Source organism: Saccharopolyspora erythraea, assembly GCF_018141105.1.
In the GTDB taxonomy this organism is placed as follows: Bacteria; Actinomycetota; Actinomycetes; order Mycobacteriales; family Pseudonocardiaceae; genus Saccharopolyspora_D; species Saccharopolyspora_D erythraea_A.
Window position 1 is genome coordinate 4,563,154 of record NZ_CP054839.1, and the last position, 12,315, is coordinate 4,575,468.

Consider the following 12,315-nt stretch of genomic DNA (forward strand, 5'->3'; position numbering starts at 1 on the left):
GGATGTGCGGGCTCCGCCGTGTCGTCGGTTCCGGGGCTGGTGAGGGTGGGACCAGTACCGAACCGACTGCGGAGGACACCATGGACATGCCGGACATGCCGATCGTGAACAAGTGCACTGCCGACTCGTGCGCGTACAACCAGGAGCACACATGTCACGCGCTGGCGATCACGGTCGGTGAGCCGACCCATCCCCAGTGCGACACGTTCACCACCGCTTCGGTGCGTGCGGGGGTCGCGTCGGCGACGGGGCATGTCGGTGCGTGCCACATGGGCGACTGCCAGCACAACGTGGACCTGGAGTGCCAGGCTCCCGGCATCAGCGTGGGTTTCCACGAGAACACGGTGGACTGCCTGACGTATCAGCCCGCGTGAGGTGGGTGGGCGCCGCCGGGTGAGCCGGGTTTGGTGCCGATGACGACGGTGGCGTGCAGCTCGTCGCAGTGGCTGATGCGTGGTGTGAGGCCGTGGCGGGCGAAGGCGGCGGCGGTGTGGGGTGCCTGCTCGGTGCTGGTTTCGATGAGCAGGTGCCCACCGGGTGCCAGCCACGCGGGTGCCTGGGCGGTGACGCGTCGTTGGATGTCGAGGCCGTCGCCGCCGCCGTCGAGGGCGAGGCGGGGTTCGTGGATGCGTGCTTCCGGTGGCAGCAGGTCGAGCGCGTCGGTGGGCACGTAGGGCGTGTTGGCGACCAGGACGTCGATGCGGCCGCGCAGTGCGGGGGGCAGGGGTTCGTAGAGGTCGCCGTGGTGGACCTGTCCCCCGGCGGGTTCGAGGTTGCGGCGTGCGCAGTGCACGGCGGCGGGGTCGATGTCGGCGGCGTGCAGCTGGATGCCGGGGTGGGTCGCGGCCAGTGCGGCGCCGACCGCGCCGGTGCCGCAGCACAGGTCGGCCACGACGGCGTGCGGGCGGGTCAGGTTCGCCGCTTGGCGGGCGAGGTGCTGGGTGCGGCGGCGGGGTACGAACACGCCGGGGTCGACGGCGATGCGCAGGCCGCAGAACTCGGCCCAGCCCAGGACGTGTTCGAGCGGGAGGCCGGCGGCGCGGCGGGCGGCCATCGCGTCGAGGTCGGCCGCGGTGGGTGCGGCGGCCAGCAGCAGGTCGGCTTCGTCTTCGGCGAAGACGCATCCGGCGTGGCGCAGGCGGGTGATCAGGGCGGAGCGGGTGCAGGCGTGCGGGGATGCTGACATGGGCGCCTTTCGGGATGGCCGATGTGGGCGCTCTGCGGGTGGCCGCGTCAGCGTGTCGCGGGGCCGCGGGTGGTGAGCACCCAGCCGGGACGTGCGGGGATGGGTCTCACCTCCTCGGTCGGTCCGGTGTCGGGCACGGCCACGATATCGCTGCTCGGCGCGCGGGGTGCTGCTCCCCCGGTGCCGTTCGCGCTCCGTGCCGCTGGGACCGCTGTGCGCTGCGGTTTCGCCGCGCTGCCGGTGTCGGTGGGCGCTGCTAGCTTCGCCGCATGAGCAGACAGACCTTCGTGAACATGCCGGTGCGCGACCTGCGCAAGTCCATCGAGTTCTTCAGCGCTCTGGGGTTCGAGTTCAACCCCGACTTCACCGACGAGAACGCCACGTGCATGGTCATCAGCGACGAGGCGTTCGTGATGCTGCTGGTGGAGGAGTTCTTCAGGTCCTTCAGCAAGCGCGAGATCGCCGACACCGCCGCGACCAGCGAGGTGATCATGGCGATCTCGGCGGGCAGCAGGAGCGAGGTGGACGAGTTCGTCGACACGGCGCTGGCCGCCGGCGGGCGGGCCGCGGGTGAGGTCATGGACGAGGGGTTCATGTACTCGCGGAGCTTTCGCGACCTCGACGGTCACCAGTGGGAAGTGGTCCACATGGACATGAGCGGGTCGGGCCAGTAGCTGCCTGTGCCCTGCCGCCGCGTTGAACGGCGGTCTGCGTGGTGCGCGGGCGCGACAGCAGCACGCTGGTGGTGTTGGCGATGACGATGGCGGCGATGCCCAGCCACTGGCTCCAGTGCAGCGACTGCCCCAGCACCACCAGTCCGGCGCCGGCGGCCAGCACCGGGTTGACGCTCATGAAGATCCCGAAGAAGTGCGCCGGAACCCGGCGCAGCGCGAGCATGTCGGTCAGCATCGGCACCGCCGAGGACAGCATGCCGGCGGTGGCCGCGCAGGCCAGTGCGGCCGGAGTCGGCGGATGCACCGCCAACAGGGTGATGCCGATCGGCAGGTAGAGCAGCGCGGAGACCCCTGCGGCCGCGGCCGAGCCCTCGGCGCCGGGCAGGCGGTGCCCGACGGTGCGATTGAGCAGGATGTAGCAGGCCCAGCAGGTCGCCGCGAGCAGGGCCAGTGCGATGCCCGCGTAGTCGGTGCTGGGTTGGGGGCGGGTCAGGACGAGCACTCCGCCGGCGGCGACCAGTCCGCAGACCAGGTCCGGTGCGCGGCGCGAGGAGAGCAGGGCCACCGCCAGCGGGCCGAGGAACTCCAGGGTGACGGCCAGGCCGAGCCCGATGCGGTCCACGGCGCAGTAGAGCGAGAGGTTCATGGTGGCGAACGCCGCCGCCAGCAGCAGCACGGGCCGCCACTGCCGCCAGGTGAACGAACGCAGGCGGGGACGTCCGACGGCCAGCAGCACGGCGCCGGCGATCCACTGGCGCACGGCCACCACTCCGGCGGCGCCGAGCACCGGAAACGCCAGGGCTCCCACGGCGGCGCCGAGCTGGTTGCACGATCCGCTGGCCAGCATCAGCGCGACACCGGCGGAGCGGGCGGTGTCGCGGCGTGCGTGCGGGGTGTGGGGCTCGCACTGGGTCTGCTGCATGTCTGCGAGCGTGCAGGCTGCCCGTGCATCCGCAAAATGCATAAGACGCTCCATCTATACGCTGGAGTCATGGATCTGGAGCTGCGGCAGCTGCGGTGCCTGGTGGCCATCGTCGATACCGGCACGTTCACCGACGCCGCCATCGAGCTGGGGGTCTCGCAGGCCGCGGTGTCGCGGACGCTGGCCTCGCTGGAGTCGGCTCTGGGGGTCCGGCTGCTGCGGCGCACCAGCCGCGAGGTCGTGCCCACCGCCGCCGGGACGCAGGTGCTGGCGCGGGCGCGGCGGCTGCTGGCCGAGGTCGACGACCTGGTGCGCGAGGCCGCCAGCGGGCACGCCCGCCTGCGCATCGGGCACGCCTGGTCGGCGATGGGCCGCCACACCGTGGAGTTCCAGCGCCGGTGGGCCCAGCAGCGCCCGGACGTGGAGCTGCGGCTGGTGCGCACCAACTCGGCCACCGGCGGCCTGGCCGAAGGGGCCTGCGACATCGCCGTGGTGCGCACGCCGCCCGACGAGCGGCGCTTCGAAAGCGTGGTGGTGGGACTGGAACGGCGGTTCTGCGCGATGGCCGCCGACGACCCGTGGGCTCGCAGGCGCTCGATCCGGCTGGCTGAGTTCAGCGACCGCACGCTGGTCATCGACCGCCGCACGGGCACCACCACCACGGACCTGTGGCCGCCGGGCAGCAGGCCCGGACTCGAGCACACCCAGGACGTCGAGGACTGGCTGTCGGTGATCGCCACCGGGCGGTGCGTGGGCATCACCACCGAGAGCACGGTCACCCAGTACTCGCGCCGGGGCATCGTGTTCCGGCCGCTGCGCGACGCCGCGCGCATCCCCGTGCGGGTCATCTGGTGGCGCGACGACCGGCATCCCGCGGCGACCTCGGCGGTGGCGCTGCTCAGCGAGTTGTACCGCGAGCGGGACTGACCGGCATCGGGCGGGGCTGGTTCAGGCGAGGCGGGCGCGGTCGGTGGCCAGGTGCACCGCCAGCCCGGCCAGCACCCCGCCCATGACGTAGCGCTGCACCCGCAGCCAGACCGGCCGGCGGGTGAGGAATGCCGCCAGGGCGCCCGCGGTGAGCACGATCGCGGCGTTGACGGTGAGCGCGACGCTGATCTGCACCAGCCCGAGCAGCAGGCTCTGGACGGCCACCGCGCCGAGCGCGGGATCGATGAACTGCGGCAGCAGCGAGACGTAGAGCACGGCGATCTTGGGGTTGAGCAGGTTGGTCACCAGGCCCATCGCGAACAGCCTGCCCGGGCGCTCGGCGGGCAGCGTGGCCGGGGCGAACGGGGTGCTGCCGCCGGGGCGCAGCGCCTGCCACGCCAGCCACAGCAGGTAGGCGGCTCCGGCGAGCCGCAGCGCGGTGTGCAGGGCGGGCACGGTGCTGAACACCGCGGCCAGCCCGGCGGTCGCGGCGGCCAGGTAGACCGCGAAGCCGGTGGCCACGCCCAGCAGGGAGACCAGTCCGGCGCGGCGTCCCTGGGTGAGGGTGCGCGAGACGAGGTAGAGCATGTTGGGGCCCGGGGTCAGGACCAGGCCGAGGGCGACCAGGGCGATCGCGGCCAGGGACTCGATGCTGATCATCGCACCTGCTCGGTTCGGTGGTTTTCGTGGACGAGCAGGACGTTAGGTCCGGGGACGGGGGTGGGAAACGGCCAATCCAGCGGCCCTGGCCACTGTCCGGTCTTCAGGAGACAGAGGCTCAGGAGGACTGGCGGGCGCGCATGCGTTCGACGGCGGCGGTGACGAGTTCGGCGTTGTCGGCGGCGATCTGGCCGTCGGGAAGCTGCAGGGTGTCCTCCAGGCCGATGCGGGTGTCCAGGTCGCGGCGCAGCGCCAGCGCCAGCACCGGCCACGCCCCGGCGGCCTCGCCGTGCAGCAGCACCGGCGCCGGGGCGGGGTGCAGCCGACGCAGCAGGGCCTCCGCGGTGCCCGTGGCGCCGCGGGCGGTGCGGTCGGAGACCTCGGCCAGCACTCGCAGCACGTGGTGGCGCAGCGGCGAGTTCAGGAACTGCTCCTCCGCCCCGGTGCCGGAGTAGATACCGGCCTCCACCGCGATACCCCGGTCCAGCAGCGCCTGGGCGACCTGCTCGGCACCGGGCTCGTGCCAGTTGACCGAGGCGTGGTCGGGCAGCACGCTCCACGAACGGATCAGGCGGACGCGGTCCTGCGGGTCGGGCGTGGTCCAGGCGCCGGTGGTGATGCCGATCGGGGTGCCCGGCGCCGCCGCGCGCACCGCCCGCATCGTGGCCGCCACGATGTGCGGGTCGAGGCTATCGGAGCCGCCCGGCGCCTTGGGGTGCAGGTGGACGTCCTCGGCGCCGGCGGCGACAGCGGCCGCGGCGGCTGCGGCGAGCTCCTCCGGGCGGACCGGGAGGTGGTGGTGCTCGCGGGGAGACCGGGCGCCGTTGAGGCAGACCTGCAGCATGTACGGATTGTCTCCCGATCCGGGCCCCGGGCGGTACTGCGCGGGAGGGGGTCGTTGGCGTCTCGTGATCATCGCCCGGGGCCTGGGCTGCGCCGACGGTGCGGTTCAGCCCAGCCGGCGCCACTCCTGGCGGGTCAGGGCGTGGACGTGGCACGAGTGGCCGTCGTCGTCGGTGAAGTCCAGGCGGTGGGTCATCCCGAGCTTGGTCATCACCCTGCCGGAGGCGTCGTTGCCGCTCTGGTACGCGGCGTAGAGCAGGTCGGTGTGGCCGAACGCGGCGTCGCGGGCCGCGCGCACCGCCTCGGTGGCCACGCCCCGGCCCCACGCCGTCGGAGCCACCCACCATCCCAGCTCGATCGCCGGCTCGCCGAGCGCCGACTCCTCGGCCGTGCGGTGGGTGACCGACACCAGGCCCACCGCCTCGGGCCGGTCGTGGAAGCCGACGGTCAGCCAGCCGATGCCGTGCGCGGCCCAGTGGGCCAGCGCCGCGGCGTGGCGCCGGGCGACCACCTCGGGGCTCCACGGCCGGCGGTTGCCCACGAAGCGCACCATCCGGTCGTCACCGGCCAGGGTGCGCAGCAGGTCGTGGTCGTGGATGCTCCACTCGGCCAGTCGCAGCCGCGGGGTGGTGAGGGTGACCGCCACGGTGGTCCTTTCGGGGTGGGCTGGTGACGGCGCAACACGGTAGTCGCGCCGCGGCGGACGCGAGGTGCGTGTGCGAGAAAACGGGTTGCCGCCGTGGCGCGGCGCGGCGAGGGTCGGCCGATGGCACCGAGTCGACTGGCCGAGCTGCTGAGCGTGCGCGAAGGCCACTTCCGCTTCGAGTCCGGACACCACGGTCGGCTGTGGCTGGATCTGGACCGGTTGTTCCTCCGCCCCGCCGCGGTGCGGCCGCTGTCGGCCGCGCTGGCCGGGCGGCTCGCCCGGCACGGCATCACCGCGGTGTGCGGGCCGCTGACCGGCGGCGCCTTCGTCGCCCAGCACCTCGCCGAGGCGCTGGACCTGCGGTTCTTCGCCGCGCAGCGCCACCAGCACCACGACCGCGTCACCTACCGGCTCCCCGCCTGTGTGCACGCCGAGCTCACAGGGCAGCGGATCGCGGTCGTCGACGACGTGCTCAACGCCGGGTCCGCGGTCGCCAAGACCACCCGCGAACTGCGCCACCGCGGCGGCGAGGTGGTCGCCGCCGCAGGACTGCTCGCCCTCGGCGACGCGGCTCGGCGCACCGCCGAGGACCTCGCGGTACCGCTGGAGGTGGTCGAAACCTGGCCGCACGAGTTGTGGAGCGCCGAGCAGTGCCCCCTGTGCGCGCGGGGCGAGGCGCTGACCGATCCGCAGTGAGGCCCGTGCGGCCACCGGCTAGCGTGGGCGGGTGTTGTTGAGCAGTCGGGTCCTGCGCGGCGTGGTCGACGGCCGGATCACCCTGGCCTTCCGCCGCTGGGCCAGTCCGCAGGCCAGGACGGGTTCGCGGCTGCGCACCGCGGCCGGGGTCATCGCCATCGGCGCGGTCGAGGCGGTCGAGCCCGAGACGATCACCGACGACGAGGCCCGGCAAGCCGGTTTCGACACCGCCGCCGGACTGCGCAGCTCGCTGGACAAGCACGGAACCGGCCGGATCTACCGCATCGAGCTCGGCTACGCGGGCCCGGACCCGCGCGTCGCGCTGCGCGAGCAGGCCGAGCTGTCCTCATCCGAGCGCGCCGACCTCGATCGGCGACTGGCCAGGATGGACACCTCCTCGCAGCGCGGCCCCTGGACCCGCCGGATGCTGGAACTGCTGCGCGACAACCCCGGCGTGCGCGCCGCCGAGCTCGCGGCGACGCAGAACCGCCCCGTGGCGCGGTTCAAGTCCGACGTCTGGAAGCTCAAGGAGCTCGGCCTGACCGAGAGCCTGGAGGTCGGCTACCGCCTCTCGCCCCGAGGACGCAGCTACCTCGACTCCCCCACCTGACCACGCAGCCGATCTTGTGCGCACCCCTGCCGACGCCCAAAGCTGAGCCACGACCGACGACACGCGAGGAGGCGGCGGTGCCGCAAGACCAGTCGATGGCCGCGATCTACCGGGGATATCTCGACGGCGCCACCCCGGCCGGGATGACCGGCCACATCACCGGTGCCGACAGCGCCCTGCACCTGGCCGTGTGGAGCCATGCGGTGGGCGACCGGCACACCGCGCACGCCTGCGCCGTGCGGGCCGCGGAGCTCGACCCCGCAAGCGAGTTCGCCCGCCTGCTGGTGCGCTTCACCGCCGGGCCCGACACCGGCGACGTCTACGACTCCCCCGCGGCGTTCCAGGCCTTCATCCGCGGCGGCGGCAACATCGCGCTCTACGAGGCGACCTCCGCGGCACTGCGCCACGCCCACCAGCGCCACCGCCCGCACCGGCTTCTCGACATCGGCGCAGGCGACGGCCTGGCCCTGCTGCCCGCCCTCGATGACGACGCACCGCACGTCGACGTCGTCGAACCCAGCGCCGACCTGCTCGCCCACACGCGCGATGCGTTGCGCCGCCGGGGCATTTCCCACCAGGTCTGGAACTGCACCGTCCAGGACTTCGCCGCCGCCCACCCCGACCGGCAGTGGGACCTCGCGCAGTCCACGTTCGCGCTGCAAAGCGTCCCGCCCCACCAACGGCCCGCCATCCTGCAGTGGCTCGCCCAGCACACCCGGACCTTCGTCCTGGTCGAGTTCGACGTACCCGAGGTCCCCGAACCGCTGGCGCCGGACTGGTTCGGCGAGTTCCTGCGGCGCGTCGAGCGCGGCGTGCGCGAATACGACGACGACCGCGACCTGGTCGGGCTCGGCTTCATCCTGCCCGTCGTGCTCGGCAAGTTCGGCACCACCGACCGCACCAACCACGAACAGTCCATCCAGGACTGGACGGCACAACTGCGCGCCGCCGGATTCGCCGAGGTCACCGCACACCGGCTGCACGACTACTGGTGGCAACCCGCCCACGTCGTCGAAGCCCACCACTGACCCGACCACCACACGCGTGGTGCCAACGACCACGACTGTGGTGGTCTGCTCGCTGACCTGCGCCAACGCCGCCTGGAAAGCGGTCCATACGGTCAGCGCCCGGTCGGCAGCACCGTCAGCCACGTGTCGGTGATCTCGAAACCCAGCTTGCGGTAGACGTGGCGGGCCGGGTTGGACGTGGTCACCGCCAGGCCGACCGCGCCGTGGCCGTCGCGGGCGAGCTCGGCCATCGCGCGGCGCAGCAGCAGTCCGCCGAGCCCGGCCCATTCCGGCCCCGGGAGGCGGAAAACGTCGCCGACCCACGGCGTGCCGTCACGGTCGTTGACCACCAGGCCGGCCACCACCCGGTCACCGCCGTCGACGACCAGCGCGCTGCACGGCAGCAGCGGACCCAGCACCCGACCGGCCAGCAGCGGGGCGATCATCCCCGCCACCTGCTCGTCGGTTCCCACGTAGGCGTCGGGATGTCCGGGAGGGAACGCCGCACGCCAGGCCGCCACCAGCCGGTGGGCCGGACGGTCGCAGGCCACCAGCCGCAGACCCTGCCGCGGCGTCGCATCCGCCCACTGCGGCGGCGGTGGATCGGCGCGCAGATCCCGGCGCATGCCGTGCGCGCGCCTGCCCGGCCTGCCGCCGCGTGCCACCAGTTCCTCGCCGAGCCCGACCGGGGCGATGACCGCGTGGTCGGCCAGCCGTGACCACACCAGCTCCGCCGCCGCGGGCCCGTCGGCGGCCACGATGCGCACCCGTCCGGCTCCAGCCCCGACGTAGGACACCGTCGTGTCCCCGGCCGACAGCACCGACACCTGCTCGCCGCTCACCACGCGTTTCCCGGTCCGCTCACAACAGCACACTCTCGGATCACCCGCCGCTGCCGCGCAAGCACTTTCGGGCAAACACCGTCCGATGTGGCCGACCTGCAGGTCCGCCGGCGTCCTTGCGTCCGCCGCCCGGAGCGGGCTACCGTGACACCCAGTTGTTTTAGAGCTAAAGGAGATTTCTCGTGCGACAGATCGTCGTCACCGGAGCGGGCACCGGCATCGGATACGCCATCGCCGAGCACTTCGCCGCCTCCGGTGATGCGGTGACCATCACCGGGCGTCGAGCCGAAGTCCTGCACCGCGCGGCCGACACCCTCGGCGCCCGTGCGGTGCCCTTCGACGCCACCGACCCCGACGCGGTCGAGGCCGCACTGGACTCGCTGCCCGACCACGTCGACGTCGTGGTCAACAACGCCGGCGCCAACACCGACTTCGAACGCCCCGAACCCGACGGGCTGCGCGCGCTGGCCCGGCAGTGGGAGGCCAACCTGGCCTCCAACGTCCTCTCGGCGGTGCTGGTCACCGCCGCGCTGACCCCGCGGCTGACCGACGGCGCCCGCGTGGTCACCATCGGCTCGATCGCCGCCCGCCAGGGCGCGGGCTCCTACGGCGCGGCCAAAGCCGCCGTGGAAGCCTGGACAGCCGACCTGGCCGGACAGCTCGGACCCCGCGGCATCACCGCCAACGTCGTCGCACCCGGGCTCACCGAGCACACCGGGTTCTTCCAGAACGGCCTGCCCGAGCAGCGCCGCGACGAACTGGTGGCCGCCACCCGCAACCAGCGCGCCGGCACCCCGGCCGACATCGCCGCGCTGACCGGGTTCCTGGCCTCACCGCAGGCCGGGCACATCACCGGCCAGGTCCTGCACGTCAACGGCGGCGCCTACCTCGGGCACTGAGCGCCCCCGCGGCGCCGGCGACCCCTCACGGACGGTCGTCGGCGCCGAAGCGCCCGGTCAGGTCGCTGAGCAGGACCCGCAGCAACCCCGTCAGCTGCTCGCGCTGGGACACATCCAGCGACGTCAGCAGAGTCTCCTCGTGGCGCAGCAGGTCATCGACGCGGTCCTCGATGAGCCGGTGGCCCTGCTCGGTCAGCTCGACCTGCACTGAACGCCCGTCGGCACCGCCCTTCGTGCGGCGCACCAGCCCCCGCTGCTCGGCCCGGGTCAGCCGCTGCGAGATCGCACCCGCGCTGACCAGGCACTGCCGCGCGATCTCCCCGGCCGAGAGCCGGTAGGGCGGCCCCGAGCGGCGCAACGTGCTCAGCAGGTCGCGCGTCGGCGCGTCCAGGCCGATGCGCGCGTCGGTGCGGCGGCGTTCGTCGTCGAGCAGCTTGGCGATCCGCCAGATCCGGGTGATCACCCCGATCGACTCCACCGGCATCCCGGGCCGTTCCCGCTGCCACGCCCGCTGGATCCGATCCACCCCGTCCTCGGCGGGCGGCACCGCACTGTCCGACATGGTCACTCAGCCTAACCCCGTCCCGTGCCGATCCCGAGAAAAACCGGTGGACCTCCTCGCGGGCGCTGTGGCTATACTCGGCGCCACTATGAAGAACTGACATCACGCACCGCCCGCGTCCGCGGCCCGCGCGCCGATCTCTCGCATTCCGCGCGCCCGAAGTGCCCGGCGGGCATCGTTTCCGAATTCCTCGGTGGGTGATGTCCTATTTCCGCGCTGCTCGCACGCGATCTCGTCAAGTCCTACGGCGACCGCCGCGTCCTCGACGGCGTCTCGCTGACCGCCTCTCCCGGCCAGTGCCTCGGCCTGGTCGGGGAGAACGGCGCGGGCAAGTCCACGCTGCTGCGGCTGCTGGCCGGCCGCGAGGACCCCGACGTCGGCGAGGTCATCGCCCCCGCGGACCTCGGGTTCCTGCACCAGGAAACGCCGTTCGCCGACCGGGCCACGCTCAGCGAGGTGCTCGACGAGGCCCTGGCCGACATCCGCGTCGCCGAAGCGCGGCTGACCGAGCTCACCGAGGCCCTGTCCCGCCACCCCGACGACACCGCCCTGCTGGCCGACTACGGCGAGGTGCTGGAGTGGGCCCACGACCACGACCTGTGGAACGCCGACCACCGCGCCGAAATCGTCCTCGAAGGGCTCGGCCTGGGCGGCCTGCCCCGCGACCGGCGGGTCGGCGAGCTCTCCGGCGGGCAGCGGGCGCGGCTGAGCCTGGCGGTGCTGCTGCTGCGCCGTCCCCGCGCGCTGCTGCTGGACGAACCGACCAACCACCTCGACGAACCCGCGATCCGGTTCCTGCAGGACCACCTGCGCGCGCTGCCGGGCGTGGTCGTGCTGGCCAGCCACGACCGGGTGTTCCTCGACGAGGTCTGCACCGACATCGTCGACCTGGACCCCGCCGTGCACGGCATCACCCGCTACGGCGGCACCTTCTCCGACTACCTCACCGCCAAGCACGCCGAACGCGTGCGCTGGCAGCAGCGCTACGCCACCGAACAGGACGAGCTGCGCGACCTGCGCCACACCGCCACCGTCACCGCCCACCAGCTCGGCCACTTCGCCCCGCGCGGCAACACCAGCAAGCTGGCCTACGACTTCACCGGCTCGCGGGTGCAGAAGCAGATCTCCCGCCGCGTGCGCAACGCCCGCCACCGCCTGGAGGAGCTCACCCGCAACCAGGTGCGCAAACCACCCGAGCCGCTGCGCTTCGCCGCCGCGGTCACCAGCACCACCAACACCGCCGAGGTCGTGGTGCAGATCCGCGACGCCACGATCCGGCAACGGCTGCACGTCAGCGAACTCGACCTCGCGGGCGACGGCCGGGTGCTGGTCACCGGCCCCAACGGCGCAGGCAAGTCCACCCTGCTGCACCTCTTGGCAGGCACCCTCGCCCCCGACACCGGCAGCGTGCAGCGCCGTGGCGGCGTGCGGGTGGGACTGCTCGAACAGGACGTGGTCTTCCCCGACCCCGCCCGCACCCCGCGGCGGATCTACGAGGCCGCCACCGCCGAGCGCACCGGCGTGCCCGCACTGACCGACCTCGGCCTGCTCGCCCCGGCCGACCTCGACCGGCCGGTGGGCGCGCTCTCGGTCGGCCAGCGGCGGCGACTGGCCCTGGCCACCCTGATCGCCGACCCGCCGCAGGTGCTGCTGCTGGACGAGCCGACCAACCACCTGTCGCTGACCCTGGCCGGGGAACTCGAAGACGCCCTGCGCACCGCGCCCGGGGCGGTCGTGGTCGCCACCCACGACCGCTGGCTGCGGCGCCGCTGGGACGGCCCCGCTTTGGCCGTCGACAACGGCCGCATCACCGCCTGAACCACGCACCCCTCCTCCCATCG

15 protein-coding genes are annotated in these 12,315 nt (G+C 73.2%); 8 read left to right on the top strand and 7 right to left on the bottom strand.

What is annotated here, in order from left to right; all coding sequences use genetic code 11:
• The first annotated feature begins 80 nt into the window (after window positions 1-80).
• Window positions 81-374, top strand: coding sequence for a DUF1540 domain-containing protein (locus tag HUO13_RS20465; protein ID WP_249123894.1), 294 nt, complete (start codon window positions 81-83; stop codon window positions 372-374).
• Here the strand turns inward: HUO13_RS20465 and HUO13_RS20470 are convergent.
• A complete protein-coding gene (locus HUO13_RS20470) occupies window positions 362-1,186 on the bottom strand; it encodes a putative protein N(5)-glutamine methyltransferase (protein WP_211896733.1) in 825 nt (274 codons plus the stop codon). The genes HUO13_RS20465 and HUO13_RS20470 overlap by 13 nt on opposite strands.
• 269 nt (window positions 1,187-1,455) lie before the next feature.
• Here HUO13_RS20470 and HUO13_RS20475 point away from each other — a divergent pair, with 269 nt between their 5' ends.
• Window positions 1,456-1,860: a VOC family protein gene (locus tag HUO13_RS20475; protein ID WP_211896734.1), complete on the top strand. Its 405-nt coding sequence runs from the start codon at window positions 1,456-1,458 to the stop codon at window positions 1,858-1,860.
• Here HUO13_RS20475 and HUO13_RS20480 read toward each other — a convergent pair.
• The gene (locus tag HUO13_RS20480; RefSeq protein ID WP_249123895.1) at window positions 1,778-2,782 is read right to left on the bottom strand and encodes an EamA family transporter; all 1,005 of its coding nucleotides are present in this window, start codon (window positions 2,780-2,782) and stop codon (window positions 1,778-1,780) included. The genes HUO13_RS20475 and HUO13_RS20480 overlap by 83 nt on opposite strands.
• A 69-nt stretch (window positions 2,783-2,851) precedes the next feature.
• Here HUO13_RS20480 and HUO13_RS20485 point away from each other — a divergent pair, with 69 nt between their 5' ends.
• Window positions 2,852-3,709, top strand: coding sequence for a LysR family transcriptional regulator (locus HUO13_RS20485; RefSeq protein ID WP_211896736.1), 858 nt, complete (start codon window positions 2,852-2,854; stop codon window positions 3,707-3,709).
• A gap of 21 nt (window positions 3,710-3,730) precedes the next feature.
• On the opposite strand, the gene HUO13_RS20490 is transcribed toward HUO13_RS20485, so the two are convergent.
• The 3 genes from HUO13_RS20490 to HUO13_RS20500 form a co-directional block, all read right to left on the bottom strand.
• A complete protein-coding gene (locus HUO13_RS20490; protein WP_211896737.1) occupies window positions 3,731-4,369 on the bottom strand; it encodes a LysE family translocator in 639 nt (212 codons plus the stop codon).
• Window positions 4,370-4,487: 118 nt separating this feature from the next.
• Window positions 4,488-5,213 carry a 3-keto-5-aminohexanoate cleavage protein gene (locus tag HUO13_RS20495; protein ID WP_211896738.1) on the bottom strand — a complete coding sequence of 242 codons (726 nt, stop codon included), beginning with the start codon at window positions 5,211-5,213 and terminating at the stop codon, window positions 4,488-4,490.
• A gap of 105 nt (window positions 5,214-5,318) precedes the next feature.
• Window positions 5,319-5,858 (bottom strand): GNAT family N-acetyltransferase, encoded by a 540-nt coding sequence (locus tag HUO13_RS20500; protein ID WP_211896739.1) that lies wholly within the window; start codon window positions 5,856-5,858, stop codon window positions 5,319-5,321.
• A 120-nt stretch (window positions 5,859-5,978) separates the two neighbouring features.
• Here HUO13_RS20500 and HUO13_RS20505 point away from each other — a divergent pair, with 120 nt between their 5' ends.
• From HUO13_RS20505 to HUO13_RS20515, 3 genes are all read left to right on the top strand, one after another.
• Complete coding sequence (locus HUO13_RS20505; RefSeq protein WP_211896740.1) at window positions 5,979-6,554, top strand: orotate phosphoribosyltransferase; 576 nt, start codon at window positions 5,979-5,981, stop codon at window positions 6,552-6,554.
• A 34-nt stretch (window positions 6,555-6,588) separates the two neighbouring features.
• Window positions 6,589-7,164 (top strand): ASCH domain-containing protein, encoded by a 576-nt coding sequence (locus tag HUO13_RS20510; protein WP_211903019.1) that lies wholly within the window; start codon window positions 6,589-6,591, stop codon window positions 7,162-7,164.
• 77 nt (window positions 7,165-7,241) lie between these two features.
• The gene (locus HUO13_RS20515; protein ID WP_249123896.1) at window positions 7,242-8,192 is read left to right on the top strand and encodes a class I SAM-dependent methyltransferase; all 951 of its coding nucleotides are present in this window, start codon (window positions 7,242-7,244) and stop codon (window positions 8,190-8,192) included.
• Window positions 8,193-8,284: 92 nt separating this feature from the next.
• On the opposite strand, the gene HUO13_RS20520 is transcribed toward HUO13_RS20515, so the two are convergent.
• Window positions 8,285-9,013 (bottom strand): GNAT family N-acetyltransferase, encoded by a 729-nt coding sequence (locus HUO13_RS20520; RefSeq protein WP_249123897.1) that lies wholly within the window; start codon window positions 9,011-9,013, stop codon window positions 8,285-8,287.
• 182 nt (window positions 9,014-9,195) lie between these two features.
• Here HUO13_RS20520 and HUO13_RS20525 point away from each other — a divergent pair, with 182 nt between their 5' ends.
• Window positions 9,196-9,912, top strand: coding sequence for an SDR family NAD(P)-dependent oxidoreductase (locus HUO13_RS20525; protein ID WP_211896742.1), 717 nt, complete (start codon window positions 9,196-9,198; stop codon window positions 9,910-9,912).
• A gap of 25 nt (window positions 9,913-9,937) precedes the next feature.
• Here HUO13_RS20525 and HUO13_RS20530 read toward each other — a convergent pair whose 3' ends face one another.
• Entirely contained in the window at window positions 9,938-10,474 is a 537-nt protein-coding gene (locus HUO13_RS20530; protein ID WP_211896743.1) for a MarR family winged helix-turn-helix transcriptional regulator, read from the bottom strand.
• A 207-nt stretch (window positions 10,475-10,681) separates the two neighbouring features.
• On the opposite strand from HUO13_RS20530, the gene HUO13_RS20535 reads away from it, so the two are divergent.
• A complete protein-coding gene (locus HUO13_RS20535) occupies window positions 10,682-12,292 on the top strand; it encodes an ABC-F family ATP-binding cassette domain-containing protein (RefSeq protein WP_211903021.1) in 1,611 nt (536 codons plus the stop codon).
• The last annotated feature ends 23 nt before the right edge of the window (window positions 12,293-12,315 follow it).

Coding starts and splice junctions, on each gene's coding strand:
- HUO13_RS20465 (WP_249123894.1), top strand. CDS start 81: ATGGACATGCCGGACATGCCGATCGTGAACAAGTGCACTGCCGACTCG.
- HUO13_RS20470 (WP_211896733.1), bottom strand. CDS start 1,186: ATGTCAGCATCCCCGCACGCCTGCACCCGCTCCGCCCTGATCACCCGC.
- HUO13_RS20475 (WP_211896734.1), top strand. CDS start 1,456: ATGAGCAGACAGACCTTCGTGAACATGCCGGTGCGCGACCTGCGCAAG.
- HUO13_RS20480 (WP_249123895.1), bottom strand. CDS start 2,782: ATGCAGCAGACCCAGTGCGAGCCCCACACCCCGCACGCACGCCGCGAC.
- HUO13_RS20485 (WP_211896736.1), top strand. CDS start 2,852: ATGGATCTGGAGCTGCGGCAGCTGCGGTGCCTGGTGGCCATCGTCGAT.
- HUO13_RS20490 (WP_211896737.1), bottom strand. CDS start 4,369: ATGATCAGCATCGAGTCCCTGGCCGCGATCGCCCTGGTCGCCCTCGGC.
- HUO13_RS20495 (WP_211896738.1), bottom strand. CDS start 5,213: ATGCTGCAGGTCTGCCTCAACGGCGCCCGGTCTCCCCGCGAGCACCAC.
- HUO13_RS20505 (WP_211896740.1), top strand. CDS start 5,979: ATGGCACCGAGTCGACTGGCCGAGCTGCTGAGCGTGCGCGAAGGCCAC.
- HUO13_RS20530 (WP_211896743.1), bottom strand. CDS start 10,474: ATGTCGGACAGTGCGGTGCCGCCCGCCGAGGACGGGGTGGATCGGATC.